We start from the raw sequence: 26,639 nt of genomic DNA on the forward strand, positions 1-26,639 counted from the left end.
GCCAACGCATGATTTTTGGGCGCTAGAAGCCAATTTGGCTTGAAAATCGGCGTACTGTAGACAGGATACGAACATGGCAGCACGCGGTGCCTCCGCCCCTTCTCCGGCACACCCCTCCACCCACCAGCCCCTGGCTGAACGCCTGCGGCCCCGCACGCTGGGCGAGGTGATCGGGCAGCAGCATGTGCTGGGCCCGGGCATGCCGCTGCGCCTGGCCTTCGAGTCAGGCCGGCCGCACAGCTGCATCCTGTGGGGCCCACCTGGAGTGGGCAAGACCACCATTGCGCGCCTGATGGCTGATGCGTTCGATGCGCAGTTCATCAGCATCAGCGCCGTGTTGGGCGGGGTCAAGGACATTCGCGAGGCGGTGGAGCAGGCCCAGGCCGCGCGCGATGGGTTGATGCAGCAGCGCACCATCGTGTTTGTGGACGAGGTGCACCGCTTCAACAAGAGTCAGCAAGACGCGTTCTTGCCACACGTTGAATCAGGCCTGTTCACCTTCATCGGCGCCACCACCGAGAACCCTTCGTTTGAGGTGAATTCCGCGCTGCTGTCGCGAGCGGCGGTCTACGTGCTGCAGCCGCTGTCTGTGCAAGATTTGAAGCAGATTGTGGCCCTGGCGCAGGAGGAAGATGCGCTGCCTGCTATCGAAGGTGTAGCAATCGACCGCCTGGTGGCCTATGCCGATGGCGACGCGCGCCGCCTGCTCAACACGCTCGAAACCCTGGCCATGGCGGCTGCGCAGGAGAAGCTTTCCGAGATCACCGATGCCTGGCTGCTCAAGGTGCTTGGCGAGCGCATGCGCCGCTACGACAAGGGCGGCGAGCAGTTCTACGACACCATCAGCGCGTTGCACAAATCGGTGCGGGGCTCTGACCCCGACGCTGCGTTGTACTGGCTGGTGCGCATGCTCGACGGCGGTGCTGACCCCCGCTACATGGCGCGCCGGCTGGTGCGCATGGCAGCCGAGGACGTGGGCCTGGCCGACCCGCGCGCATTGCGCCTGGCACTGGACGCGAGCGAGGTGTACGAGCGCCTGGGCAGCCCTGAGGGCGAGCTGGCGCTGGCCGAATGCGTGGTGTACCTGGCGGTGGCGCCCAAGTCCAACGCGGTCTACAAGGCCTACAACGCGGCGCGGGCCTGGGTCAAACAGGATGGCACACGCCCGGTGCCCATGCACCTGCGCAATGCGCCCACCAAGTTGATGAAAGAGCTCGACTACGGCAAGGGCTACCGCTACGCCCACGACGAAGAGGGTGGCTTTGCGGCGGGGGAGAACTACCTGCCCGAAGGCATGCCAGAGCCCGGCTTCTACCAGCCCGTGGAGCGGGGTCTCGAAATCAAGATTGCCCTGAAGCTGCGTGAGCTGCGCGAACGCAATGCCGCAGCAGCCACGCCAGGCCTCCAGGATTCAGACATCGTCTCCTGATCCGAGACCTGGTCGGTGGGGCGAGGTGGCCGCGCATGTCCTGCGGCAGTCCCAAGGTGCAGCGCAGCCTGCTTTATGCCGATTCTGCATGATCAAGGTAATAAGTTTGCACATCAATTATCTTGCGTGCATCAAAATTCCTTATGCAGTGCGTGGCGCGCTGATGTGACCAAAACCCGAGGGAAAACCCCGCCCGGCTTGGATTGGGGCGGTTGTGACTACTCGCTACAATCCCGTCCACAAACCCGCACAGCTGCATTCCTGGCGGGTTTTTTGCTAGATGGCAGTCGGGCCCACAAGGCTGTACCGATTCCGGTGCCAAAGCGGTGGGTACGTCACAAACGAAGGACTTCTCTTATGGACATTTTGCTGCAACAGATCATCAACGGTCTGGTACTCGGCAGCATGTACGCCTTGATAGCCTTGGGCTACACGATGGTGTACGGCATTATTCAACTCATCAATTTCGCCCATGGCGAGGTGCTCATGATCGGCGCCCTCACCAGCTGGAGCTGTATTGGAATGATGCAGGCTGCCATGCCCGGCGCGCCGGGTTGGGTCATCCTGCTGCTGGCCACGCTCATCGCCTGCGTGGTCGCTGCCACGCTCAACTTCGTGATCGAAAAGGTGGCCTACAAGCCACTGCGCACCAGCCCCCGTCTTGCCCCCCTGATCACTGCCATCGGCATGTCGATCCTGCTGCAGACGCTAGCCATGATCATCTGGAAGCCCAACTACAAGCCCTATCCCACGCTGCTGCCCAGCACGCCGTTCCAGTTGGGTGGTGCCTACATCACTCCCACCCAGATCCTGATCCTGGGGGTGACGGCGGTGGCCCTGGCTTCCCTGGTCTATCTGGTCAACCACACCAACCTGGGCCGCGCCATGCGCGCCACGGCGGAGAACCCCCGCGTGGCCTCCCTGATGGGCGTGAAGCCCGACATGGTGATCTCGGCCACCTTCATCATCGGCGCCATCCTGGCGGCCATCGCCGGCATCATGTATGCCTCCAACTACGGCACGGCGCAGCACACCATGGGCTTCCTGCCGGGGCTCAAGGCCTTCACGGCGGCGGTGTTCGGCGGTATCGGTAACCTGGCCGGTGCGGTGGTGGGCGGCATCCTGCTGGGCCTCATCGAAGCCATCGGCTCCGGCTACATCGGCACGCTCACGGGCGGTTTGCTGGGCAGCCACTACACCGACATCTTTGCGTTCATCGTGCTCATCATCATCCTGACGCTGCGCCCCTCGGGCCTGCTGGGTGAGCGTGTGGCCGATCGCGCCTGAGGAGCCTCACACCATGAAGAACACCAAAACCAACTGGATCATCGGCGCCGTCGCGCTGCTGGTGCTGCCGCTGATCCTGCAATCCTTCGGCAACGCCTGGGTGCGTATCGCCGACCTGGCCCTGCTGTACGTGCTGCTGGCCCTGGGCCTGAACATCGTGGTGGGCTACGCCGGCCTGCTGGACCTGGGCTACGTGGCGTTCTACGCCGTGGGCGCCTACCTGTTTGCCTTGATGGCTTCGCCGCACCTGGCGGACAACTTTGCGGCGTTTGCCGCCATGTTCCCAAACGGGCTGCACACCTCGCTGTGGATCGTGATACCGGTGGCGGCGTTGTTAGCGGCGTTCTTTGGCGCCATGCTGGGGGCGCCCACGCTGAAGCTGCGCGGTGACTACCTGGCCATCGTGACGCTGGGCTTCGGCGAAATCATCCGCATCTTCCTGAACAACCTGGACCACCCGGTCAACCTGACCAACGGCCCCAAGGGCCTGGGCCAGATCGACTCGGTCAAGATCTTTGGCCTGGACCTGGGCAAGCGACTGGAAGTGTTCGGTTTCGATATCAATTCAGTCACCCTGTACTACTACCTGTTCCTGACCCTGGTGGTGGTGTCCATCATCATCTGCTACCGCCTGCAGGACTCGCGCATTGGCCGCGCCTGGATGGCCATCCGTGAAGATGAAATCGCTGCCAAGGCGATGGGCATCAACACCCGCAACATGAAGCTGCTGGCCTTCGGCATGGGGGCTTCGTTCGGCGGCGTGTCGGGTGCGATGTTCGGTGCGTTCCAGGGCTTTGTGTCGCCCGAGTCGTTCAGCCTGATGGAGTCGGTCATGATCGTCGCCATGGTGGTGCTGGGCGGTATCGGCCACATTCCTGGTGTGATCCTGGGTGCCGTGCTGCTGTCGGCCCTGCCCGAAGTGCTGCGCTACGTGGCAGGCCCTCTGCAGGCCATGACGGACGGACGCCTGGACTCCGCCATCCTGCGCCAGCTGCTGATCGCGCTGGCCATGATCATCATCATGCTGATGCGTCCCCGTGGTCTGTGGCCTGCGCCCGACCATGGCAAGAGCCTCACGCAGAAGACCTGAACACCGCAGAAAGTTAGAACATGGCAGAGAACATTCAGAAATCAGCCAGCGACGTGGTGCTGCGGGTTGCCGGCATTTCCAAGCGCTTCGGCGGCCTGCAAGCCCTCTCCGACGTGGGCATCACCATTGAGCGAGGCCAGGTGTATGGCCTGATCGGCCCCAACGGCGCAGGCAAGACCACGTTCTTCAACGTGATCACCGGCCTGTACACCCCCGACAGCGGTACCTTTGAACTGGCTGGCAAGCCTTACGAGCCCACGGCCGTGCACGAAGTGGCCAAGGCAGGCATTGCGCGCACCTTCCAGAACATCCGCCTGTTTGCAGAAATGACGGCACTGGAAAACGTGATGGTGGGCCGCCACATCCGTACCAAGTCCGGCCTGCTGGGCGCTGTGCTGCGTACCAAGGGCTTCAAGGAAGAAGAGCTGGCCATCGCCAAGCGCGCACAGGAACTGCTCGACTACGTGGGCATTGGCAAGTTTGCCGACTACAAGGCGCGCACCCTGAGCTATGGCGACCAGCGCCGCCTGGAGATCGCCCGGGCCCTGGCCACCGATCCGCAACTGATTGCGCTGGACGAGCCCGCCGCCGGCATGAACGCCACCGAGAAGGTGCTGCTGCGCGAGCTGATCGACCGCATCCGCAAAGACAACCGCACCATCTTGCTCATCGAGCACGACGTGAAGCTGGTGATGGGCCTGTGCGACCGTGTGACGGTGCTCGACTATGGCAAGCAGATCGCCGAAGGCAACCCTGCCGAAGTGCAGAAGAACGAAAAAGTGATTGAGGCCTATCTGGGCACCGGAGGACATTGAGAATGGCCGAAAAATCCAACAAGGTACTGCTGCAGGTCAAGGGCCTGAAAGTGGCCTACGGCGGTATCCAGGCCGTGAAGGGCGTGGACTTCGAAGTGCGTGAAGGTGAGCTGGTCTCGCTGATCGGCTCCAACGGTGCGGGCAAGACCACCACCATGAAGGCCATCACTGGTACCCTGGCCATGAACGACGGCGACATCGAGTACCTGGGCGAAAGCATCAAGGGCAAGGGCGCCTGGGACCTGGTGAAGAAGGGCCTGGTGATGGTGCCGGAAGGCCGTGGCGTGTTTGCGCGCATGACCATCACTGAAAACCTGCAAATGGGCGCCTACACGCGCTCCGACAAGGCCGGCATCCTGGCTGACATCGAGAAGATGTTCACCATTTTCCCGCGCCTGCGCGAGCGCAAGGACCAGCTGGCCGGCACCATGTCGGGCGGTGAGCAGCAGATGCTGGCGATGGGCCGAGCGCTGATGAGCCAACCCAAGGTGCTGCTGCTGGACGAGCCTTCCATGGGCCTGTCCCCCATCATGGTGGACAAGATATTTGAAGTGGTGCGCGACGTGTACGCGCTGGGCGTGACCATCGTGCTGGTGGAGCAGAACGCCAGCCGCGCGCTGGCGATTGCCGACCGCGGCTACGTGATGGAGTCCGGCCTGATCACCATGTCGGGCCCTGGCCAGCAGTTGCTCAACGACCCCAAGGTGCGCGCTGCCTACCTGGGCGAATAAGCGACCGAAAGCCTGCGCACCGCTGGTGTGGTGCGGCGGCTGTCCAGCAAGGCACTCCCTCGGGAGTGCCTTTTTTTATGTCTGTTGGTGGGGGTGGTGTTGCAGTAAATTGCTATTAAAAATATAGCTGACAAGGTATGTAACACCAGCACAATCGATCGGTTTTGTTCATAATCGGCCGCTTCGTTCACTTCCCCAGCCTGCCGCTCCACCATGAACGCGCTCCAATCCCTGCCTATTTCTTTGCAAACGGTATTGCTGCTCACTGCCAGCAATATCTTCATGACCTTTGCGTGGTACGGCCACCTGAAGAACCTGGCGTCTTCGCCGTGGTATGTCGCGGCCCTCGTCAGCTGGGGTATCGCACTGTTTGAATACCTGTTGCAGGTGCCGGCCAACCGCATTGGCTTCACCCAGTTCAACGTGGGGCAGCTCAAGATCATGCAAGAGGTCATCACGCTGGGTGTGTTTGTGCCCTTCGCCGTGTTCTACATGGGGCAACCCCTGAAGTGGGACTACCTCTGGGCGGGGTTGTGCCTGGTGGGCGCGGTGTACTTCATCTTCCGCAGCGCCTGAGCCGCGCGCGCCAGGGCTTGCCCCGGCGCATGCCCGCATGCTGCGCAGGCATCGGCCCGTCGGGGGTGGACGGTTAAACTCCCCGGGTCACGAAAAAGTCATGGTTCTGTCATGGCTTTGCCAATTTTCAAAATTCGATCCCGTTCCAGGAGCCTCTCCCATGCTGTTTGCCAAGCTGTTGCCACGCGAAGGCAATTTTTTCGAAATGTTCAACCAGCATGCGGACCGCATCGTCGAGGCGGCACGGGCCTTTTCGCAGCTGGTGGCCAATTACAGTGATCCGCACCTGCGCGACAAGTACAACCAGGATGTGGACAACGCCGAGCGTGCCGCCGACCGAGTGACGCACGAGGTGAACAAGGCCATCCACAAGACCTTCATCACCCCCATCGACCGTGAGCAGATCCACACGCTGATCAACACCATGGACGATGTGGCCGACCTGATCCAGGACTCGGCTGAAACCATGGCGCTGTACGACGTGCGGCACATGACGGAAGAAATCACCCGTCTCACGGACCTGAGCCTCAAGTGCTGCGAGCGCCTGCGCGATGCCGTCAAGCTGCTCGACAAGATCGCCGACCCGGCTGTGGCCGAGGCCGCGCTCAAGACCTGCGAGGAGATCGACAAGCTCGAATCCGACGCCGACCGCGTGATGCGCAGCGCCATGAGCAAGCTGTTCCGCGAGGAGCCCGATGTCCGCGAGGTGATCAAGCTCAAGGCCATCTACGAACTGCTGGAGACGATCACCGACAAGTGCGAGGACGTGGCCAACTGCATCGAGGGCATCGTCCTCGAGAACTCCTGATCCGCGCAGGCTGACCAGTATGGAAACCGTACAGACGGCCCTCTGGGTTGTGGTTCTGCTTGTGGCCCTGGCAATCCTGTTCGACTTCATGAACGGGTTCCACGACGCGGCCAATTCGATCGCCACGGTGGTCTCCACCGGCGTGCTCAAGCCCGCGCAGGCGGTGCTGTTTGCCGCCTTCTTCAACTTTGTGGCGATTTTTGTCTTTCACCTGAGCGTGGCAGCGACGGTGGGCAAGGGCATCGTGCAGCCCGGCATTGTGGACACGCACGTGGTGTTTGGCGCCCTGGTGGGCGCGATCACCTGGAACGTGATCACCTGGTACTACGGCATCCCCAGCAGCTCCTCGCACGCCCTCATCGGCGGCATTGTGGGCGCTGTGATTGCCAAGGCCGGTGCGGGGGCGCTGATCTCGGCAGGCATCCTCAAGACCGTGGCGTTCATCTTTGTGTCCCCACTGCTGGGTTTTGCGCTGGGTTCGCTCATGATGGTGGCGGTGGCCTGGATCTTCCGGCGCACGCGCCCCAGCAAGGTGGACAAGTGGTTCCGCCGGTTGCAGCTGTTGTCTGCGGGCGCCTACAGCCTGGGCCACGGCGGCAATGATGCGCAAAAGACCATCGGCATCATCTGGCTGCTGCTGATTGCCACCGGGTATGCGTCGGCGTCTGACGCCTCGCCACCCACCTGGGCCATCATCAGCTGCTACGTGGCTATCGGCCTGGGCACCATGTTTGGTGGCTGGCGCATCGTCAAAACCATGGGCCAGAAGATCACCAAGCTCAAGCCGGTTGGCGGCTTCTGCGCCGAAACGGGTGGGGCGCTGACCTTGTTCCTGGCTACCACACTGGGCATTCCGGTGTCCACCACGCACACCATCACGGGCGCCATCGTCGGTGTGGGCTCCACCCAGCGCGCCAGCGCCGTGCGCTGGGGCGTTGCCGGCAACATCATCTGGGCGTGGATTCTGACCATCCCGGCGAGCGCCTTTGTGGCCGCCGTCGCCTACTGGATCAGCCTGCAGCTGTTCTGATGGCGGGGTTATCGCGAATGCTATTGAATAGATAGCATTCAAGGCAATCAACACTGGCGCATACGCCCCACTGAGTGTGAATTCGATGGGGCGTTTGCATTGGCGCCTGCCAGCGGATCACTGCGAGATCTTGCGCGCTTCCTCGATCTGGTACTCAAAGTACCGCTGGAAACTGAACGCCAGGCTGGCCATCAGTACCGTGGTCCCGATCAGCAGGGACACCACGATGGCGCCCACGGTGATCCATTGCGTCCTGCCCGGCGCGGCGTCTGGTGCGGCGCTGGGGTTGTAGCGCGCATTCCATGCCTCGGGCGTCATCAGCGCGTACAGGATGGCACGCAGCGCACAGGCGGCAATCGTGAAGCCCAGCAGCGGTATCAGCGCCCAGCTGTAGTGGTCGTCCTGGCCGAGTTGTTGCACCCGCTGAATGCCATAGATGCCCAGCGCCGTGGGGATGGGCAACAACCAGCCGAGCATGTCGGACAGGCCATGAAGGTAAAAGCGGTGCAGGCCCAGAGGTCCGCCGACAAAGGCGAGCCAGGCGGCTACGGTTTTGTTTTTCATGGGGGCCGCGCTATTCGGGAGAAGTGGTGTCGCCCGCGCCCAGGGTCTTTTCCATGAGCACGATGTCGCGCCAGGCGCCGAACTTCCAGCCCACCGAGCGCATGATGCCCACATCGGTGAAGCCCAGGGCCCGGTGCACGCCGATCGAGCCTGCGTTGGCAGAGTCTCCAATCACCGCCAGCAGCTTGCGCACGCCAGCCGCTTCGGCCTGTACCGCCAGCTCGGCCAGCAGCTTGCGGCCCAGGCCCATGCCGCGGGCCTGATCGGCCACGTAGATCGAGTCTTCGGCCGAGAAACGGTAGGCAGGGCGTGGCTTGAACCAGTTGGCATAGGCAAAGCCCAGCACTTGACCGTCTTTCTCCGCAACCAGCCAGGGCAGGCCACGCGCCAGCACGTCAGCGCGGCGGCTTGCCATGTCGGCTTCGGAGGGGGGATCTATCTCGAAGGTGCCCGTGCCGTGGAGCACATGGTGTTGGTAAATGGCCGTGATGGCAGGAATATCGCTGTCAGTGCTGGGGCGGATAGAGGGCATTTTGGGGAAATGGATATAATCGCAGGCTTTGCAGCGTGTCGCTGGCCGGGTGGCCATGTCGCGTGTCTCAAGCGTTGCGAATATGGTTGCGAACACTGTGGCTTACGGCAAATGTTGCCGGAGTTCACCACCCGAAGGATAAATCATGGTCGTCATTCGACTCTCCCGCGGCGGCTCCAAGGGCCGTCCTTTCTTCAACATCGTCGTTGCTGACAAGCGCGTGCGCCGTGATGGCCGCTTCATCGAGCGCATCGGCTTCTACAACCCCACCGCCAAGGAATCTGAAGAAGGCCTGCGCATCGTGCAAGACCGTCTGGCTTACTGGGTGGGCGTTGGCGCCCAGTCCTCCCCCACGGTGGACCGCCTGATCAAGCAAGCCGCCAAGAAGGCTGCTTAAAGCTCCCTGAAAAGGGCGGGTTCCGTCGGCTGGTCTGGCGGAACCCGCCCTTTTCTCATTCTGGATTCACTGCCATGGCCACCACACCGTTGACCCTCGAACCCGCAGAACTGCCTGCCGACGCCGTTGAAGTGGGGCGCATCGCAGATGCCTGGGGCATCAAGGGCTGGTTCAAGGTGCTGTCGCACAGCAGCAATCCCGAGGCGCTTTTTTCGTCCAAACGCTGGTATTTGCAGCCCTCCGAGCGTGGTGCCAAGACCTTCAGCGGCACCGTGCTTCTGCCCATCCGCCAGGCCAAGGATCATTCGGACTCCGTGGTGGCCTGGGCGCAGGGCATTGATGACCGCAATGGTGCAGAGGCGTTGCGCGGTGCGCGGATTTTTGTGCCGCGATCCAGTTTTCCATCCACCTCCGAAGACGAGTACTACTGGGTCGATCTGATCGGTCTGTCGGTCTTCAACCGTGAAGGTGTGGCGCTGGGCGAGGTGCGCGAGTTGATGTCCACCGGTCCCCAGACCGTGCTGGTGCTGGCCTATGAGCAGGACGGCAAGGCACAGGAGCGCATGATTCCGTTTGTCTCGGCTTTCGTGGACAAGGTGGATCTGGCTGAAAAACGCATCACTGTGGACTGGCAGCCCGACTACTGACCGCGCCGTCACGAGCCGCGCCCTATGCGCTTTGACATCATCACCCTCTTTCCCGAGCTGTTCGCGCCCTTCCTGGCGAGCGGTGTGACCCGGCGCGCCTATGCCAGTGGCCAGGTCGATGTGCGCCTGTGGAACCCGCGCGACTACGCCGACGGCAACTACCGCCGGGTGGATGACCGCCCGTTTGGCGGTGGCCCGGGCATGGTGATGATGGCCGAGCCCCTGGCGCGGTGCCTTGCGGCCATCCGGGCAGAGCGTGGTGAGCCCGAGGGCGGCGAGGCGCCGCTGGTTCTTTTTTCCCCCATTGGCGAGTCGCTGAACCACGCCGCCGTGGAGCGCTGGTCTGCCAGCGAGGGGGCCGTGTTGCTGTGTGGACGCTATGAAGGCATAGACCAGCGGTTCATTGACACCCATGTGAATGTTCAGATGAGCCTGGGCGACTTCGTGCTCTCGGGCGGCGAGATTGCTGCCATGGCGCTGCTGGACGCTGTGGCGCGCCTGCAGCCCGGGGTGCTCAACGATGAGGGCAGCCACCAGCTCGACAGCTTCAATCCCGCGCTCGATGGCTTGCTGGACTGCCCGCATTACACGCGGCCCGAAGAGTGGGCAGGGCAGCAGGTGCCAGCGGCCCTCATGTCGGGTCACCATGCGCAGATCGAGCGCTGGCGGCGTGATCAGCGCCTGGCCACCACGGCCCGCCACCGGCCTGATCTCATTGATGCCGCGCGCAAAGCGGGGCGTTTGGCACCCGCCGATGAAGCCGTATTGGCCAAGCTCGGCTGAATTGCTATAATCAAAGGCTTTTCGATCCTCTGGCCGGCCGTTTTGACTGGGAGTTCTCCCGCAAAACACTGAGACGTCAATCCCGACGCAGCCATTTTTGGCGCGGACAAGATCACTAGGAAACTCACATGAACCTGATCCAGACCCTGGAAGCGGAAGAAATTGCCCGCTTGAACAAGACCATCCCCGAATTCGCCCCTGGTGACACCGTCATCGTGAGCGTGAACGTGGTGGAAGGTACCCGCAAGCGCGTGCAGGCTTACGAAGGCGTGGTGATTGCCAAGCGCAATCGTGGCCTGAACAGCGGCTTCACCGTGCGCAAGATCTCCAGCGGCGAAGGCGTGGAGCGTACGTTCCAGACCTACAGCCCGCTGATTGCCAGCATCGAAGTCAAGCGCCGCGGTGATGTGCGCCGTGCCAAGCTGTATTACCTGCGTGACCGCAGCGGCAAGTCGGCGCGTATCAAGGAAAAGCTGCCTTCGCGCGTCAAGGCTGCTGCTACCGCCGCTTAATTCAAGCAAGGCGAGGGCCTGTCCTGACAAGCCGCTACAGCATCTGCCTGTAGCGGCTTTTTTTTTGTCCGTGGAACCTGCTTTTTGTGAACCCTTCTTCTCCTCCTGCTGTCTCATCGGTCATTGCGCCTCTGTCGAGCCTGCCCGACTTTGACCCTCGCACGGTGCCGGTGGTCGGGGTGGATGCGCACCTGCCCGCCGTGCCCCTGGCTGTGCAGACGCCCGATGCGCTGCGTGCGCGTTTTGCACAGCCACCCCGGTGGGAGCCGGAGGTGGTGCTGGAAAAGAAGTTCATGAACCGCGAGCCAGCCCACGCGTCCGTGTTGCTGGCGATCGTGTTGCGCGAGCAACCCATGGTGCTGTTGACGGAGCGCACCGCACATCTGTCCACCCATTCCGGGCAGGTGGCCTTCCCGGGCGGGCGGGCTGATCCGGAAGACGCCAGTGCTGCTGAAACCGCCTTGCGCGAAGCGCAGGAGGAGGTGGGCCTGGACCGTGAATTTGTCGAGGTACTGGGGACCTTGCCCACCTACGTGACCGGCTCGTCATTCATCATCACCCCGGTGGTCGCCCTTGTGCAGCCGGACTGTGTGCTTCGGCCCAACCCGTATGAGGTGGCCGACCTGTTTGAGGTACCGCTGGCCTTTTTGCTCGACCCAGCTCACCATCGCCGCCATGTGTTTGACCGTGATGGCGTGCACCGCGAATGGTTCTCCATGCCCTACCAGCAAGGCGACAAGACCCATTTCATCTGGGGCGCCACGGCTGGCATGCTGCGCAATTTCTACCGGTTCATGATGGCTGAATGAAGCACCCCTGAGGCGCTTCGCGCGGACGCACCCGGTGTGTGGCAGCGCGACCCCTCACGTGGGGCTCTGGCTTCGGCCATGTGGGCTTTGAGGGCTGCGGGTGGGGTCCCCGCTTCATTGGAGGATGTGTTGCTGAGGTTCGGCGGAATCACGTGCTCCCGTGGCTTGGCGCCAGTATCATTGCCCCCCATGAGTTTCTTTGCCATCCTGTTCGCTCTGCTGATCGAGCAGGCACGCCCTCTGGCTCGCAGCAATCCCATCCACGCGGGGCTGCGTGCATGGGCCTTGTCCGTGAGCCGCAATTTCGACGCGGGCAAATCGCACCACGGGTGGGTGGCGTGGAGCCTCGCGGTACTCGTTCCCGCACTGGTCACACTGGGCATCCACTGGCTGCTGCTGTGGGGTCTCGGCTGGCCGTTTGCGGTGCTCTGGAGCGTGGCGGTGCTATATGTCACGCTGGGTTTTCGGCAGTTCAGCCACCACTTCACCGGCATCCGCGATGCGCTGGAAGAGGGTGACGAAGACGCGGCGCGCGAGCGCCTCGCGCACTGGCAACAGGTGGATGTGGGCGCGCTGCCGCGCAGCGAGATCGTGCGCCATGTGATCGAGTATTCGGTGCTGGCTGCGCACCGGCATGTATTTGGGGTGTTGGCGTGGTTCTCGGTGCTGGCTGCGCTGGGTCTGGGGCCGACGGGGGCGGTGTTGTATCGCCTGGCTGAATTTGTCTCTCGCTACTGGCATTACAAGCAGCGCACGGGCGCATTGCCCGCCAGCGAGTCCTTGCAGCAGGCGTCCGCCCAGGCCTGGACTGCCATCGACTGGTTGCCTGCGCGGCTCACGGCTCTGAGCTTTGCGGTTGTCGGCAGTTTTGAAGAAGCGATTGAAGGCTGGCGTTTTCATGCGCAGCGGTTTCCCAACGACAACGATGGTGTGGTTCTTGCCGCCACTGCAGGGGCCATCAATGTGCGCCTGGGCGGTGAGGCGTTGAAGGCGCGCACCGAGCTGCATGCGCCACAGGGTCTGGAGATTGATGCCGACATGGGTGACAGCGACTCCACCCCCGGCCGAGAGCCTGAAGTAGGCCACCTTCGTAGCGTGGTGGGCCTGGTGTGGCGCTCGGTGGTGGTCTGGATGCTGCTGCTGGCGCTGCTGACGCTGGCCCGGTTGCTCGGCTAGCCCGTTCACCTGTCGCGCCATCTCGCGTGGCGCCGCTGGCATACGCCGGTCAATACCGGGTGTGACTCAGCTCTTCAAATAAATCGCTATATATTTTGTAGCGATAAGGGCTTATTCCTCCAGCGCTTTGGCCCTTTTTGACTGCATCCAGCACACCGCACCCCGGCTCATGCAGGTGGGTGCAGTTGTAGAACTTGCAGGCCGTTGCATGCTCGGCGATGTCGGGCATACAGGCCGCCAGCTGCATGGGGGCGATATGGTGCAGCCCGAATTCCTGGAACCCTGGCGAGTCGATCAGTGCCGTGGTGCGCGCCGCATCCATCCAGTACCAGTGGGTGCTGGTGGTGGTGTGTTTGCCTGAATTCAGGGCCTGCGAGATTTCTCCGGTGAGCACCGAGGCGCCCGGCACCAGCAGGTTGATCAGCGTGCTCTTGCCGGACCCCGACGGGCCCAGCACCAGCGTGGTCTTGCCCTGCAAGTGTTCCATGAGCAGGGCGCGGTCCACATCGCTGGACAGCGCCAGAGATAGCGGCAGCACGCCATAGTGTTTGCCTGCGCCCATGTGCCGGTACGGCAGCAGTCGCTCCCATGCGCGGGCGAAGGGTTCGACCAGATCACTCTTGTTGAGTGCAATGACGGGTTTGATGCCCTCCGCCTCTGCAGCAATCAGTGCCCGTGATAGCTGGCTTTCGGAGAACACCGGTTCCGCCGCAATCAGGATGAGCACCTGATCGAGGTTGGCGGCGAAAGATTTGGTGCGAATCTCGTCCTGTCGGTAGAACAGGTTGCGCCGTTGCTTGACCTTTTCGATGGTGCCTTCTTCGCCTTGCCCGGGCGGCGGTGCCTGCCATAGCACATGATCGCCAACGACGGCCTGGCTTTTTTTACCGCGGGGGTGGCAGATGCGGCGCTCCCCATCCGGGGTCTCGACCATGCAGTGGCGCCCATGGCTGGCCACCACGGTACCTTCCATGAGGGCGCTGCGTTCAGCCATGGTGGGCCTGCCTCACAGTGAGACCAGTGCGTCGAACTGGGTGGCGCACTCGAAGTCGGTGCTGGAGATGCCATGCACGTCGTGCGTGTTCAGTCGCACCACGCAGCGGTTGTAGTGCACAGACAGATCGGGGTGGTGGTCTTGCGCATTGGCGATGAACGCCAATGCGTTCACGAACGAGATCGTCTCGTAGTAGTTGGCGAAGTGGTAGGTCTTCTCGATGGCGACGTTGGCGCCGTCGCCACTGAGGCTCCAGCCCTCCAGTTTGGCCAGGTTTGCTACTATTTCTGTAGCTGTCAGGGCTCGGCGGGTCAGCGTGGACCAGTCTTTTTTCTTCAACATGGTAGTCATGGGTGAGCAAGGGTTTGCATGCGCGCCAGCCGTTCTGTGGCGGGTGGATGCGAGTAGTAAAACTTCACGTAGACCGGGTCGGGAGTGAGCGTGGAGGCGTTGTCTTCGTACAGCTTGAGCAAGGCCGACGACAGGTCTGCGCCGCTGGCCTGGGCCGCGGCATACGCGTCCGCCTGGAACTCATGGCGACGCGATTGTTGCGAAAACAGCGGCGAGATGAAGAAGGTAAATACCGGAACGACCAGCATGAAAAGCAGCAGTGCCAGCGCATCATTGGGTGCGGCGGCCATGGCCGGGTCCAGCGAGATGTTGGGCCGCACACCCAGACCGGTGTAGAACCAGACCTGTGTGGAAAGCCAGCCCAGCAGCGCAAAGCCCGCCAGGCTGAGCGCAAACATCATCACGATGCGCTGGATGATGTGGCGGTGCTTGAAGTGGCCCAGCTCATGGGCCAGCACAGCTTCGACCTCGCCAGGTGCCAGCTGGCGCAGCAGGGTGTCGTAGAACACCACGCGCTTGGCGGCACCAAAGCCTGTGAAATAGGCATTGGCGTGTGCGCTGCGGCGGCTCCCGTCCATCACGAACAGGCCCTTGGCCGAGAAGCCGCAACGCTGCATCAGCGCAGTCACGCGGGCTTTGAGCGACTCGTCTTCAAGCGGCTGGAATTTGTTGAACAACGGTGCGATGAAGGTGGGGTAAATCACCATCAGCAGCAGGTTGAAACCCATCCAGAAGCACCAGGCCCACAGCCACCACAGCGGGCCTGCAGCGCCCATCAGCCAGAGGATCAGCGCGGCAATGGGCAGCCCGATGATGGCGCCTACCAGCAGGCCTTTGAGGGCGTCCGCCAGCCACAGGCGCCAGGTCATCTTGTTGAACCCAAACCGTTCTTCCACAACAAACGTCTGGTACAGCGACAGGGGCAGGTCGATCAGGCCGCTGATGGCGGCAAAGGCGACGAGTAATGCCATCTGTTGCCACATGCCGCCGCCCAGCACGCCAAGCAGCGCCTGGTTCAGTGCGTCCAGGCCGCCCAGCAAGGTCCAGCCCAGCAGCACGGCCGCGCCCAACGCCATCTCCAGCATGCCCAGCCAGGCCTTGGTGATGGTGTAGTCGGCCGCCTTCTGGTGCGCCGCCAGGGCGATGCGCTCGGCAAACGGTGCCGGTACCGCAGCGCGATGGCGTGCAACATGCCGGACCTGGCGCGTCGCCAGCCAGAACTTGAGGGCCAGGCCCAGCAGCAGCGCGGCTGCAAAGGCCAGGGTGAACAGCAAAGAGGGGGAAATGTCGTCGGAGGTGGGCATGTGCGGCGAGTTTAGGCCATCGGCGACAATGCGCGCCATGTCAGAAGCCAACAACCCCACCCCTGCCACGCTTGCCAAATCCGACCAGAACCTGGTCTGGCTGGACTGTGAAATGACCGGCCTGGAGCCCGACACCGACCGCCTGCTGGAAATCGCCGTGGTCGTGACCGGTCCGAGCCTGGAACCCCGCGTCGAAGGCCCCGTGTTTGCCATTCACCAGCCGGATGAATTGCTGAACAAGATGGATGCCTGGAACAAAGGCACGCATGGCCGCAGCGGCCTGATCGACAAGGTGAAGGCGTCCACGGTGACGGAGGAGGAAGCGGAACAGAAGATCCTTGCTTTCCTGGCCCAGTACGTTCCCAAGGGCACCGCGCCCATGTGCGGCAACAGCATCGGTCAGGACCGGCGTTTTCTGGTGCGTTACATGCCCAAGCTCGAGCGGTTCTTTCACTACCGCAATGTGGATGTGAGCACGCTCAAGGAGCTGGCCAAGCGCTGGAAGCCCGAGGCATACACCAGCTTCAAGAAAGCGCAAAAACACACGGCCCTGGCCGATGTCCACGAGTCCATCGACGAGCTGGCGCATTACCGTCAGCACCTGTTGGCCGTGGATGTGAAAACGTCTTAAGACACTGCTTCTCATCCCTTTTGTTAGGGGCGGGGGAGCCCTTGTGAGATCCGTGCTCCTGGGGCGCGTGTTTTACGACGCGGGACTGGATTCCTGGCGGTGAAGGCATTGCCACCGGCGAAAAGCGAAGGAGGGTATTGCGGGCAAACCCTTAATCGTGCAATAATCGCTGGCTGCGCAGGAATCCCTCGCAGATTGTGCATCTCCCCTCACACACCGGGCTTGCCAGCCGACTGTCAATCGACAGTGCAGGACTGGCGAATAACGCCCACCCGCTCCGGCCTTCTCTGAGCCAGCGCAGGTTTCGTTTGATGGTTGATGTTTTTTAACCATTTGACGAAGCCAATCGTGGGCTGCGCCCGCGACCGTCTTCGTGAGAGAAAAATCATGACCGACACCTCTTTGGTGCAGGGCGAATTCGCGCCTGCAGACACTTCCTTTGCTGCCGACATTTCCGTGCAGTCTTCTCCCCTGGACGCCGTGGTATCTGCCGTCGAAGCCGATGCTGCTGTGACCGCGGAGCCCAATGGCTTCATCGAGCTGGGCCTGGCCCCTGAACTCGTGCAAGCCGTGGCTGATCTGGGTTACACCCAGCCCACCAGCGTGCAGCTCAAGGCAATCCCTCTGGCGATGGGCGGTGGCAATGACTCCACCAGGTTCATCGACCTCATGGTCTCCAGCCAGACGGGCAGCGGCAAGACCGCCGCCTTCCTGCTGCCCGTGCTGCACACACTGATCAACCAGCAAGCTGCTGCCGAAGCCGAAGAGCGCGCCGCTTTTGAACGCGCCGTGGCCGAAGCCGCTGCCCGTGGCGAACCTGCTCCCAAGCGCGCCAAACGCAAGGACCCTACCAGTTCGCGCAACTTCAAGGCTGCCACCCCTGGTGCCCTGATCCTGTGCCCGACCCGTGAACTGGCGCAGCAAGTCGCGCACGATGCCATCGACTTGGTCAAGCATTGCCGTGGCCTGCGTGTGGCCAACGTGGTGGGTGGCATGCCTTACCAGTTGCAGATCGCCAAACTGCAAAACGCTGACCTCGTGGTGGCGACCCCTGGCCGCCTGCTGGACCTGCAGCGCTCGATGCAAATCAAGCTCGACAAGGTGCAGTTCCTGGTCGTTGACGAAGCGGACCGTATGCTCGACCTGGGCTTCTCGGATGACCTGGCTGAACTGAACCAGCTGACCGCGCAGCGCAAGCAGACCATGATGTTCAGCGCCACATTTGCGCCCCGCATCCAGCAACTGGCCATGCGCGTGATGCACGACGGTGGTTCGTCTGTGCAGAAGGTGACCATCGATTCTCCGCAAGAGAAGCACGCCAACATCAAGCAAGTTCTGTACTGGGCCGACAATGCCCAGCACAAGCGCAAGATGCTGGACCACTGGCTGCGTGACACCACGATCAACCAAGCCATTGTCTTTGCCAGCACCCAGGTGGAGTGCGACGGTTTGGCCAACGACCTGCAGCAAGAAGGCTTCTCGGCTGTCGCGTTGCATGGCGCCCTGAGCCAGGGCCTGCGCAACCGCCGTTTGATGGCGCTGCGCGCTGGTCAGGTGCAGATTCTGGTGGCTACTGACGTGGCCGCACGGGGCATCGACGTGCCTACCATCACCCACGTGTTCAACTTCGGCCTGCCCATGAAGGCTGAGGATTACACCCACCGCATCGGTCGTACCGGCCGTGCGGGCCGCGATGGCCTGGCCATCACGTTTGCCGAGTTCCGCGATCGCCGCAAGATCTACGACATTGAGTCGTACAGCCGCCAGCAGTTCAAGGCCGAAGTGATTCCGGGCATGGAGCCTTCACAGCGCGCTCCGCAGGCACCTCGCGGTGGCGATTTTGGTGGTGGCCGTGGCACCCCGGGCCGTTCGTATGACAACCGTGATAACCAGTCGCGCGGTCGCTTCGGTGGTCCCGCACGTGGTGGCAATGATCGTGGTGGATTCGGTGGTGGCTTTGGCGGCGGCTTTGCTGGTCGTGACAACCGTGGCGCCCCTGCCCGTGGTGAAGGCGGCGGCGGTTTCGCTGGCCGTGATGACCGTGGCGGCGACCGTGGTTTTGCGCCGCGTCGTGACGGTGACGGTTATGGCCGCAAGCCTGGTTTTGGTGATACAGGCCGTGGTGGCTTTGCTCCCCGTGGCGATGCGGGTGCACCGCGCGGCGATTTCGCTCCTCGCAAGCCTGCATTTGCCAAGCCTGCCGGTGGTGGTGGCAAGCCCTTTGTGGCCCACGACGCCCGCAAGCGTCCTGCACGCCCCGCGCGCTGATTGTTGTGTGGCGCTAGCGCCGCCCTTTGTGCAAAGGCCAGTACCGTAAGGTGCTGGCCTTTTTTCATTGGGGAGGCCATTTCAGCTGCGGATGCCAACGGCGCCTCGTCAATAATGGCCGCCGGAGGAATCTGCTGTGTCGTCTTCTTTATCTTCGGGTGCGGACTTTGAGCACATGTTTGGGCTGGCGCCAGTGTCGCTCTGGTTGGAGGACTACAGTGCGCTCAAGCAGCTTTTTGAGCAGTGGCGCGCCGAAGGCGTGACCGACATCCGCCAGTTCCTGGCAGAGGACCCGGCCCGCCTGCGGGCCTGCAGTGCAGCCCTCAAGGTGCTCAAGGTGAATCAGCGCACGCTGGATCTGTTTGCCGCCGAGAGCCAGCAGGTACTGGAAGCCAATCTGGATAAGGTCTTCAGGGACGACATGCACGACGCAGTGGCGCATGAACTGTCACAGTTGTGGGACGGTCAGCTGGAATTTTCTAACCAGACAGTCAACTACGCGCTCGACGGACGCCGGCTGGATGTGCAGATCCGTGCGCGCATCCTGCCCGGTTACGAGGACAACTGGAGCCGTGTGCTGGTGTCGCTGGAGGATGTTACGGCCACTGTGCGTGCAGGTGCCGAGCTGCGCCGCAGCGAACGGTACGCACGCGATTTGTTCGAACATTCACCCGTGTCCTTGTGGGTGGAGGACTTCAGTGCGGTCAAGAGCCTGCTCGATGGTGTGCGTGCGCAGGGTATTGATGATTTCAAGACATTCATCCGGGTGCATCCCGAGTTCGTGACACGCTGCATGCACGAAATCCGGGTGATCGATGTGAACCAGCAGACCCTGCGGATGTTCGGCGCAGAGAGCAAGGAAATGCTGCTGAACAACATTGGTCGGGTGTTTCGCGGTGAGATGCACGAGTCCTTTGCGGAGCAATTGCTGGACCTGTGGGAGGGCAAGACCTTTCAACAGCGCGAAGTGGTTAACTACGCACTGTCCGGGGATGCCGTGCATATCCACATGCAGTTCTCGGTGCTTGCCGATCACATGAGCGACTGGGGCCTGGTGCTCCTGTCATTGGTGGATATCACGGCACGCAAGAAGGCCGAGGCTTACCTAGAGTACCTGGGCAAGCACGATGTGCTCACGCAATTGCGCAACCGAGCCTTTTATGCAGAGGAGCTCAACCGCCTGACCCGCAAGGGCCCTTGGCCGCTGTCCATCATCGCCATCGACCTGAATGGTCTCAAGGTGGTGAACGATGAGCAAGGCCATGCGGCGGGGGACTCCATGCTGCGCCGCGTTGGCGAGGTCTTGGCCAAGGCCGTGGATGCTCCGGCCTGCGCAGCCCGCATTGGTGGTGACGAGTTCACGGTGTTGTTGCCAGGCACGGATGAGCGCGGAGCCATGGCTTTGCAGGAACGCATTTTGTCGATGCTCGAACTCAACAACCAGTTCTACCCTGGCCAGCATCTGAGCCTGGCCATGGGGATTGCCTGTTGCCAGTCTGGAGATGCGGTAGAAGCCGCGATCCATCGCGCAGACCAGGCGATGTATGCGGAGAAGAACCGCTATTACCAGCAAAAAAACGTGGACCGGCGGCAGCCCAGTCCTTGATCAGTCGGGTATTGCTCAGAGGTGGACCGGCGTACGCCCGATCTCGGGCCAGCGATGGTGCAGACAGATCCACGACAGCATGCCAATGCACAACATCAGGAGTGATGACAGCGCCAGCAAAACGGTAGAGTGCATCACCAGCGGAGCGATGACGCCTGCCACCAGGCCATTGGCCGAAGAGCCGACAAACGCCTGCATGGATGAGGCCATGCCTCGGCGCTCCGGGTAGAGGTCCAGCACCAGCAGCGTCACCACCGGCACCATCAGTGCCCAGCCAAAAGAGAAGACCGCAATGGGCGCCAGAGCCCACCAGGCGTGGGGTGTGAACAGCAAATTGGCGACCAGGTTCAACACAGCCACCGAAAACATGATGACAAATCCGTGGCGGATCTGGCGCTTGGGCGGGATACGCCCTGCCAGCCGTCCACTGAGCCACGCACCGCCCATGATCCCCGAGATGGTCAGGACAAAAAACCAGAAAAACTGCGTAGGCGCCAGCGACAGGTGCTCGCCCAGAAACGCCGGGGCCGACAGCACGTACAGGAACATGCCATTGAAGGGCACGCCACTGGCCAGCGCCAGCAGCACAAAGCGCGCACTGGTGCCCAACTGCACGTAGCCGCGCATTAGATGGCGCACATGAAAGGGCTGGCGCTGCTCCACATGCAAGGTCTCTGGCAGCAGCCTGAAGTTGGCGGTCCAAAGGGCCACTCCCACGAAGGTCAGGAACCAGAAAATGCTGTGCCACCCGGTGTGGACAAACAGCCAGCCTCCGATGATGGGAGCAATCGCTGGAGCCACTCCAAAGTAGATGGTCACCTGGCTCATAACCTTCTGCGCTTGTGCTGGAGGGAACATGTCGCGGATCACCGCGCGGGAGACCACGATCCCTGCTCCCGTGGACAGGCCTTGCAGTGCCCGGAAAAAGACCAGTTGCCCGATCGTTTGCGACAGCGCACACCCTGCGGAAGCGAGCGTGAACACGGCGATGCCCCACAAGATCACGGGCCTGCGCCCAAAGCTGTCTGCCAGCGCGCCGTGGAACAGGCTCATGAACGCAAAGCCGAACAGGTAGGCGGACAGCGTCTGCTGCATTTCCACCGGTGTGGCTCCCAGCGCCGCGGCGATGCCTGAGAACGCGGGGATGTAGGTGTCGATGGAGAAAGGCCCGAGCATGCCCAGCACAGCCAACAGGATCGCGAGCGCCCAGCGGGGTGCTTTCCAGAGCAGATGGGCTTGTGGGTTCATGAGTGGTGGCAGATGGGGGTTGCGGGCACGCGAAGGACATCGCACGGCCGTGGCATCGCGGGATGGCGCGGCAGTGCGGATGGATTATGCGGGACGCATGCGGCAGGGTGCGGAGAAGGGGGCTGTCGCGCAACCCCTCGTCACGCCCCGTTCGGGCTTCAAGCCAACGTAGTCAATAGTTGTAGGGAACCCATTCACCGTTCCCCGAGCGCATCACGTACTTGCCTTCCATGTTGCGCATCACGATCACATCGGCGTTCTCTGACACAAAGGGGGTAGTGACCGGGGCTGCGAGCCGCTCCGCCAACGGGCGCGCGGAGTCGACGTAAGGGTTGTCGCGAATCAGATCGCCTAGCAAGATGTACAAGCCCAGGTAGCTCATCGGCTGGTTCACAACCACGGGCGCTGCTGGGGCGGATGCCTCAGATGGCTTCATGCCCACCAGCTTCACCGCAGCGGGGACCAGGGTGATGCGGGGGCCAGGAATCTCCCGCATACCCGACATCTGGATTTTGTCTCCGCGCAGCGATGCGCCGTGCTCAGGGACCAGCATCACGACCACAGGGCGGCCTGCTGCCTCCAGTTCGGAGATGAACTTGTCGAAGTCGGCGAGCAGCTGTACCAAGCGGGGCTTGAATGTCTCCAGGCTGTTGCGCGAAGCCATGCCTGGCACGCGATTTCCGTCGTGCAGGGAGATGGTGTTGTAGTACAGCGCCACGGGCCCGGTGCTGCGGTCAGTGCTGCGCTTCTTCCACCATTGCGCCAACAAGGCGTGGTCGTTATAGATGGGCGAGCCGTCAAAATTCTGCATGTGCACGGGCGCGCCCTGATTGGACTGCAGCTTGCCAGCAAGGCCTCCGCGCTGTTCCAGCGCATGGGCAAACTCTTCGTACACCCCGTCGTGGTTGAGCAGTGCAGCGGTCTGGTAGCCCACTTTTTCCAGGTTGGGAAACACGTAGCACTGCGGATCAATGCCCTCGTACAGCTTGTTGTGTGGTGTTTGGCCACAGGTGCCGTGCAATACCCGCAGAGAGGCTGGTCCGCTGTAGCTGGCAGCGCTGTTGAAGTTGGTGAACAACACATCAAAACGCTTGAGGAATGGGTTGTCCCGCTGTCCTACAAAGTCCATGTCATCCCACGACAAGGAGCACACATGCAGCAGGATGATGTCGAATGCCGGGGGCGTATTGGGCGCGGTGAACTGGACGCGCCTTTGGCTTTCGCTCGCGTAAAAGCGTTGCAGCAGAGCGTCTGGCGACGTGTCCTGATTGTCGTTGGGCGCGGCGGCCGAGTTCAATCCGCTTGCTGCGGCCATGGTGGCCTGGGGCGTAGCCGCCTGCTCCTGCAGGGCCGCTACCACCGGTACGCTCAACAACGCCAGCAATGCAAACGTCCCCGCACGCACCCGCCGGGCCAGTGCTGCATAAAGCACGATGCCGACCAGTCCCACCAGCAGCATTTCAGGGTTGAACACCCGCTGGGCAAGTTCCAGCCAGTAGTCCGCGCTGAAGCCACTCAGCGCTTTGAGCTGCGACAGCACGCGTCCTGGGCTGGGAAGGTAAGAGTCGGCATACAGCAGTGCGATGGCAGCCGCTACAGCGACTGCAGCGCGTACACGGCGCCACCCCTTGTGCGCAATGGGGGGCAGCATGGACGCCCACAACAGCAGGTTCAGCCACCAGTTCAAGCCGATATAGCCACCAAAGTACAGGCCCACCTTGGCAAGGAAAATCAAATGCCAGAAGCTCATGTCGGCAGCCTTTCTTGCCCGCGCTGCTTGCGAAGGGGCCATCGGCTGCGTGCCGACTCCACCAGCGAAGTCCAGAACTTGCGGTAGCCCAGCACGCCCAGCTGCGCGATTTCCTGCAGGCCATGCAAAGGTCGGTCGGTATCGTGGCTGTCGTTCCATTGCCTCCAGGTGTCGGGGCGGGCAAAGGTGCACTGCACCAGGTCGATTTGTTGTTCGCGCGTCATGGGGTCAAACTGAAAACCGGTGGCGCTCTGGCCTCTGTGCAACATCACCGTGGCTGGAAAGGTGCATTCCATATCGTTGCGCCACAGTCCCACCTGCACCTTGTCTCCCACGGCCAGTGGAGTGCCTTCAGGCAATTGCAGGCCTACACCAGTCATGGAAAAGTCGATGCAAAGGGCCTGAAGCACGGTTCCGTCGTCCTGGTACAAGGTTGCGGGCAATTGCGTGGCCACGCGGTGCATTCGCCGCACCTGGCGTGCTTCGGATGCCACACCCAACGCAGCACCCAGCATGAGGATGCTGTAGACCGTCCATAGCAGATTGAGGAGTACGGTGGCGGTTTCCTCGGTATTCCAAAAGAACAGGCGCAGCAGCCCCATGCCGAAGGCTGCGAAGTTAAGCAGGACCAGCACGGTGTAGGGGCGGGAGATCACCCAGTCGAAGTACGGCTCGTCCACCAGCCCGCCCTTGGCTGTCACGTTGAACTTGCCAAGGCGCGGATTGATCAGAGCCACCGTGGTGGGCAGGGCCACGTACCAGGCCAACACCGTTTCGTAGACCTCAGCCCAGAACGTGTGCCGGTGCTCGCCTTGCACGTGCGCATTGGCGATGTTGGACTGCAGGATGTATGGCAGCACATACAGCGCGATCATGATGGCGCCCGCGTTGATGATGTGCCATTCAAAAAACAAGAAGGCCATGGGCGCGGTGAGGAACACCAGCCGCGGCAGCCCGAAGAAGAAGTGCACCATGGCGTTGGCATAGCAGATGCGCTGCCACAGCGTGAGGCCCTTGCCCAGGAAGGGGTTGTCCACGCGGAAGATCTGCGCCATGCCTCGCGCCCAGCGGATGCGTTGGCCCACATGGGCCGACAGGCTCTCGGTGGCCAGGCCGGCGGCCTGCGTCTCATTGATGTAAGCCGTGGTGTAGCCGCGCCGGTGCAGCTTGAGGGCGGTGTGCGCATCCTCGGTCACGGTTTCCACTGCAATGCCGCCCACTTCTAGCAAAGGGCCGCGCCGTATCACCGCGCAGGAACCGCAGAAGAACGTGGCGTTCCAGAAATCATTGCCATCCTGGATCAGACCGTAGAACAGGGCACCTTCGTTGGGCACACGGCGGAAGGTGCCCAGGTTGCGCTCAAACGGGTCAGGTGAGAAGAAGTGGTGCGGCGTTTGCAGCATGGCGCACTTCGGGTCGCGCTGGAACCAGCCCACGGCCGTGGTCAGGAAGGAGCGTGTGGGAATGTGGTCGCAGTCGAAGATGGCGATCAGCTCACCATCGGTCTTGCCCAGCGCATGGTTCAGGTTGCCAGCCTTGGCGTGGTTGTTGTCGGGCCGCACGATATAGCCCACGCCCATGGATTCGGCAAAGGCACGGAATTCCTCGCGCCGCCCATCGTCCAGGATGAAGACCTTGACCTTGTCTTTGGGCCAGTCCAGTGCCATCGACGCCAGCACCGTGGTGCGCACCACACTCAGCGGCTCGTTATAGGTGGGGATGTACACATCCACCGTGGGCCAGGACGCGGGTGCGCCTTGCAGCTCCGCCGGACTGCGGTGCAGGGGCCAGGCAGTCTGTATGAAGCCCAGCACCACCACCAACCAGGTGTAGGCCTCTGCCGCCAGCAGGCCGTAGCCCAGGAAGGACTCGATGACCGAGTCGAATTCAATCGATGAAGTCAGGCGCCACCAGGCGTAACGCCCCATCGCCAGCAGGCTGATCGCTGCAAGCGCCAGCGAAGGATAGCGGCCTGGCAGGCGCCGGAGCACCAGGGACAGTCCCCAGCAGAGCAGCATGAACAACAGTTGCCCGAACCAGTTGAATGGGGTGGTCATGACGACCAGACCGGTGACCGCCCCCACCGCCAGGATCACCCAGCGCAGGCCAGGAATCTCCAGGGCCGGTGTGAGCCACTGGTCTGCCAGTCGCATGCCCTTGCCCACGTTGACGTGGGTGGCCAGGCGGTCCATGGCACGCAGGAAAAGCCGGATGGGCCAGAAAACCAGTGTCAGCGCCAGTGCCAGGACTCGCCAGAGCCAGCGCATGGCCCAGCCGAGGCCTGCCCAAAGCCCGCGCACTGGGCGTAGCAACCAGGGGCGCAATGCGCGCTGTGGCGAGGGTGGCAGAACGAAACAGCGCCACAACCACATCCACCAGGGAGCCTCATGCCCGACCTCAAGCTGGCGCCCGAGCCACATCAGTGCCTTGCGAGTGGGCACCAGTGCGTCCGCTTGTTCGGTGGCCGGTGTGGGTGTGGTGGTGCCCGAGGGCGCCTGGTCTGTCATGGTGCAACCACTCCAGCTGCGGGCGCAGGCAGCGGCGCCAACGGAGGCACTGCCGACAGCCAGTGGAAGATGCCCTGGAGATCGTGCGCGGACTGTGCATGCGGTGCCATGCCGTTCACGCATTGCGATGCGGCCAGTGCACGTGAGAGGTTCTCGTCTTCATGCACGGTATAGGGCAGCAATTGGCTTCCCCACTGCTGGCGCAATGTGCTGAGCGCCTCCCGTTGCGATACGCGGCGCGGGTCAAAACGCGTGACTGCGATGCCCTGCACGTTGGGCGTTGCTGGCGACGCCTGCAGCATGGCGCGTACGGCGTCCGTGCTGGCACATCCGCGCGCAGACGCTTCCATGACCACCAACACCGCATCTGCGCAGCGCAGCGCTGCCTGGGCCAGCGGCGAAGGCCATTGCGGTGTGTCCAGCAGTATCGTGCAATCCTCTGGTACGTCGAGCAGTTCCACATGGTCTTGCAGCCACTGTGGGTTGGCAGCGAGCAACTGGTGGAGCGTCGTGATGGTTTCTGGTGCCGCTGGGCCAAAGGGCAGAACGCAGACGCCGTCCGTGTTGTCGAAGCTGCCGTCTGCCCACCAAGAGCCTGTGGCGGCAAGTGCTGCCCATCCCTGACTGGCGGGGTGGGGCATGCCCAGGTGTATGCCCAGCAGATTCTGGGCACAGAGTTCTACGGCCAAGGTGTGTTGGCCTTGACGGGCGCCAATGGACGCCAGGTGGGCGACCATGGTGGTACGCCCGGACCCGCCGAGCGGCGAAACGACAGCAATCACGCGCATGCAAAC

General features: G+C 62.4%; 27 protein-coding genes. 17 read left to right on the plus strand and 10 right to left on the minus strand.

The window, feature by feature from the left end:
- Positions 1–73 precede the first annotated feature (73 nt).
- The 5 genes from ACTJKQ_RS04805 (at position 74) to ACTJKQ_RS04825 (ending at position 5,352) form a co-directional block, all read left to right on the plus strand.
- On the plus strand, positions 74–1,429 hold the full coding sequence (locus ACTJKQ_RS04805) for a replication-associated recombination protein A (protein ID WP_440596189.1): 1,356 nt from the start codon (positions 74–76) through the stop codon (positions 1,427–1,429).
- Between the two features lie 357 nt (positions 1,430–1,786).
- Entirely contained in the window at positions 1,787–2,716 is a 930-nt protein-coding gene (locus ACTJKQ_RS04810; protein WP_056061051.1) for a branched-chain amino acid ABC transporter permease, read from the plus strand.
- Between the two features lie 13 nt (positions 2,717–2,729).
- Complete coding sequence (locus tag ACTJKQ_RS04815) at positions 2,730–3,806, plus strand: ABC transporter permease subunit (protein WP_056061055.1); 1,077 nt, start codon at positions 2,730–2,732, stop codon at positions 3,804–3,806.
- A 20-nt stretch (positions 3,807–3,826) separates the two neighbouring features.
- Positions 3,827–4,621, plus strand: a complete 795-nt coding sequence (locus tag ACTJKQ_RS04820) for an ABC transporter ATP-binding protein (RefSeq protein WP_056061058.1) — start codon at positions 3,827–3,829, stop codon at positions 4,619–4,621.
- Positions 4,622–4,623: 2 nt separating this feature from the next.
- Complete coding sequence (locus ACTJKQ_RS04825; RefSeq protein ID WP_056061060.1) at positions 4,624–5,352, plus strand: ABC transporter ATP-binding protein; 729 nt, start codon at positions 4,624–4,626, stop codon at positions 5,350–5,352.
- Here ACTJKQ_RS04825 and ACTJKQ_RS04830 read toward each other — a convergent pair.
- Positions 5,337–5,636: a hypothetical protein gene (locus ACTJKQ_RS04830; protein WP_199227680.1), complete on the minus strand. Its 300-nt coding sequence runs from the start codon at positions 5,634–5,636 to the stop codon at positions 5,337–5,339. The genes ACTJKQ_RS04825 and ACTJKQ_RS04830 overlap by 16 nt on opposite strands.
- Between ACTJKQ_RS04830 and ACTJKQ_RS04835 the strand changes: the two genes are divergently transcribed.
- From ACTJKQ_RS04835 to ACTJKQ_RS04845, 3 genes are all read left to right on the plus strand, one after another.
- Entirely contained in the window at positions 5,566–5,928 is a 363-nt protein-coding gene (locus tag ACTJKQ_RS04835; protein ID WP_440596190.1) for a DMT family protein, read from the plus strand. The two genes, ACTJKQ_RS04830 and ACTJKQ_RS04835, sit on opposite strands and share 71 nt — an antisense overlap.
- 160 nt (positions 5,929–6,088) lie before the next feature.
- A complete protein-coding gene (locus ACTJKQ_RS04840; protein ID WP_055403060.1) occupies positions 6,089–6,736 on the plus strand; it encodes a DUF47 domain-containing protein in 648 nt (215 codons plus the stop codon).
- Between the two features lie 19 nt (positions 6,737–6,755).
- Positions 6,756–7,766 carry an inorganic phosphate transporter gene (locus ACTJKQ_RS04845; protein ID WP_116749216.1) on the plus strand — a complete coding sequence of 337 codons (1,011 nt, stop codon included), beginning with the start codon at positions 6,756–6,758 and terminating at the stop codon, positions 7,764–7,766.
- Between the two features lie 117 nt (positions 7,767–7,883).
- On the opposite strand, the gene ACTJKQ_RS04850 is transcribed toward ACTJKQ_RS04845, so the two are convergent.
- Positions 7,884–8,330: a TM2 domain-containing protein gene (locus ACTJKQ_RS04850; RefSeq protein WP_056747484.1), complete on the minus strand. Its 447-nt coding sequence runs from the start codon at positions 8,328–8,330 to the stop codon at positions 7,884–7,886.
- 10 nt (positions 8,331–8,340) lie between these two features.
- On the minus strand, positions 8,341–8,862 hold the full coding sequence (locus ACTJKQ_RS04855; protein WP_056061071.1) for a GNAT family N-acetyltransferase: 522 nt from the start codon (positions 8,860–8,862) through the stop codon (positions 8,341–8,343).
- A 145-nt stretch (positions 8,863–9,007) separates the two neighbouring features.
- Between ACTJKQ_RS04855 and rpsP the strand changes: the two genes are divergently transcribed.
- From rpsP to ACTJKQ_RS04885, 6 genes are all read left to right on the plus strand, one after another.
- The gene (rpsP, locus tag ACTJKQ_RS04860) at positions 9,008–9,259 is read left to right on the plus strand and encodes a 30S ribosomal protein S16 (RefSeq protein WP_015013104.1); all 252 of its coding nucleotides are present in this window, start codon (positions 9,008–9,010) and stop codon (positions 9,257–9,259) included.
- Between the two features lie 74 nt (positions 9,260–9,333).
- Positions 9,334–9,906, plus strand: a complete 573-nt coding sequence (gene rimM / locus ACTJKQ_RS04865) for a ribosome maturation factor RimM (protein WP_116749217.1) — start codon at positions 9,334–9,336, stop codon at positions 9,904–9,906.
- A gap of 24 nt (positions 9,907–9,930) precedes the next feature.
- A complete protein-coding gene (gene trmD / locus ACTJKQ_RS04870) occupies positions 9,931–10,689 on the plus strand; it encodes a tRNA (guanosine(37)-N1)-methyltransferase TrmD (protein WP_056747486.1) in 759 nt (252 codons plus the stop codon).
- 128 nt (positions 10,690–10,817) lie between these two features.
- Positions 10,818–11,201, plus strand: a complete 384-nt coding sequence (gene rplS, locus ACTJKQ_RS04875) for a 50S ribosomal protein L19 (RefSeq protein ID WP_056061081.1) — start codon at positions 10,818–10,820, stop codon at positions 11,199–11,201.
- A gap of 86 nt (positions 11,202–11,287) precedes the next feature.
- Entirely contained in the window at positions 11,288–12,010 is a 723-nt protein-coding gene (locus tag ACTJKQ_RS04880) for a CoA pyrophosphatase (protein ID WP_260666704.1), read from the plus strand.
- A 189-nt stretch (positions 12,011–12,199) separates the two neighbouring features.
- Positions 12,200–13,186 carry a CobD/CbiB family protein gene (locus ACTJKQ_RS04885; RefSeq protein WP_056747487.1) on the plus strand — a complete coding sequence of 329 codons (987 nt, stop codon included), beginning with the start codon at positions 12,200–12,202 and terminating at the stop codon, positions 13,184–13,186.
- A 49-nt stretch (positions 13,187–13,235) separates the two neighbouring features.
- On the opposite strand, the gene rsgA is transcribed toward ACTJKQ_RS04885, so the two are convergent.
- From rsgA to ACTJKQ_RS04900, 3 genes are read right to left on the minus strand one after another with little or no spacing between them, the layout of a single operon-like run.
- Positions 13,236–14,180, minus strand: a complete 945-nt coding sequence (gene rsgA, locus ACTJKQ_RS04890) for a ribosome small subunit-dependent GTPase A (protein WP_440596191.1) — start codon at positions 14,178–14,180, stop codon at positions 13,236–13,238.
- 12 nt (positions 14,181–14,192) lie between these two features.
- A complete protein-coding gene (locus tag ACTJKQ_RS04895; RefSeq protein WP_440596192.1) occupies positions 14,193–14,531 on the minus strand; it encodes a 4a-hydroxytetrahydrobiopterin dehydratase in 339 nt (112 codons plus the stop codon).
- Complete coding sequence (locus tag ACTJKQ_RS04900; RefSeq protein WP_440596193.1) at positions 14,528–15,835, minus strand: M48 family metallopeptidase; 1,308 nt, start codon at positions 15,833–15,835, stop codon at positions 14,528–14,530. The genes ACTJKQ_RS04895 and ACTJKQ_RS04900 overlap by 4 nt, the downstream gene beginning before the upstream one ends.
- 37 nt (positions 15,836–15,872) lie before the next feature.
- Between ACTJKQ_RS04900 and orn the strand changes: the two genes are divergently transcribed.
- From orn to ACTJKQ_RS04915, 3 genes are all read left to right on the plus strand, one after another.
- Positions 15,873–16,466 (plus strand): oligoribonuclease, encoded by a 594-nt coding sequence (gene orn, locus ACTJKQ_RS04905; protein WP_056062110.1) that lies wholly within the window; start codon positions 15,873–15,875, stop codon positions 16,464–16,466.
- 387 nt (positions 16,467–16,853) lie between these two features.
- Positions 16,854–18,734 (plus strand): DEAD/DEAH box helicase, encoded by a 1,881-nt coding sequence (locus tag ACTJKQ_RS04910; RefSeq protein ID WP_440596194.1) that lies wholly within the window; start codon positions 16,854–16,856, stop codon positions 18,732–18,734.
- Positions 18,735–18,870: 136 nt separating this feature from the next.
- Entirely contained in the window at positions 18,871–20,340 is a 1,470-nt protein-coding gene (locus ACTJKQ_RS04915; protein WP_167514355.1) for a sensor domain-containing diguanylate cyclase, read from the plus strand.
- A 15-nt stretch (positions 20,341–20,355) separates the two neighbouring features.
- On the opposite strand, the gene ACTJKQ_RS04920 is transcribed toward ACTJKQ_RS04915, so the two are convergent.
- From ACTJKQ_RS04920 to bcsQ, 4 genes are all read right to left on the minus strand, one after another.
- Positions 20,356–21,588 carry a multidrug effflux MFS transporter gene (locus ACTJKQ_RS04920; protein WP_440596195.1) on the minus strand — a complete coding sequence of 411 codons (1,233 nt, stop codon included), beginning with the start codon at positions 21,586–21,588 and terminating at the stop codon, positions 20,356–20,358.
- Between the two features lie 172 nt (positions 21,589–21,760).
- Positions 21,761–23,338, minus strand: coding sequence for a cellulose biosynthesis protein BcsG (gene bcsG, locus ACTJKQ_RS04925; protein ID WP_440596196.1), 1,578 nt, complete (start codon positions 23,336–23,338; stop codon positions 21,761–21,763).
- Positions 23,335–25,845 (minus strand): UDP-forming cellulose synthase catalytic subunit, encoded by a 2,511-nt coding sequence (bcsA, locus tag ACTJKQ_RS04930; RefSeq protein ID WP_440596197.1) that lies wholly within the window; start codon positions 25,843–25,845, stop codon positions 23,335–23,337. The genes bcsG and bcsA overlap by 4 nt, the downstream gene beginning before the upstream one ends.
- On the minus strand, positions 25,842–26,633 hold the full coding sequence (gene bcsQ, locus ACTJKQ_RS04935; protein WP_440596198.1) for a cellulose biosynthesis protein BcsQ: 792 nt from the start codon (positions 26,631–26,633) through the stop codon (positions 25,842–25,844). Before bcsQ ends, bcsA begins: the two co-directional genes overlap by 4 nt.
- Positions 26,634–26,639 lie beyond the last annotated feature (6 nt).

The sequence above is a fragment of the Acidovorax sp. 22279 genome, from assembly GCF_052045435.1.
Taxonomy (GTDB): Bacteria; Pseudomonadota; Gammaproteobacteria; order Burkholderiales; family Burkholderiaceae_C; genus Acidovorax; species Acidovorax delafieldii.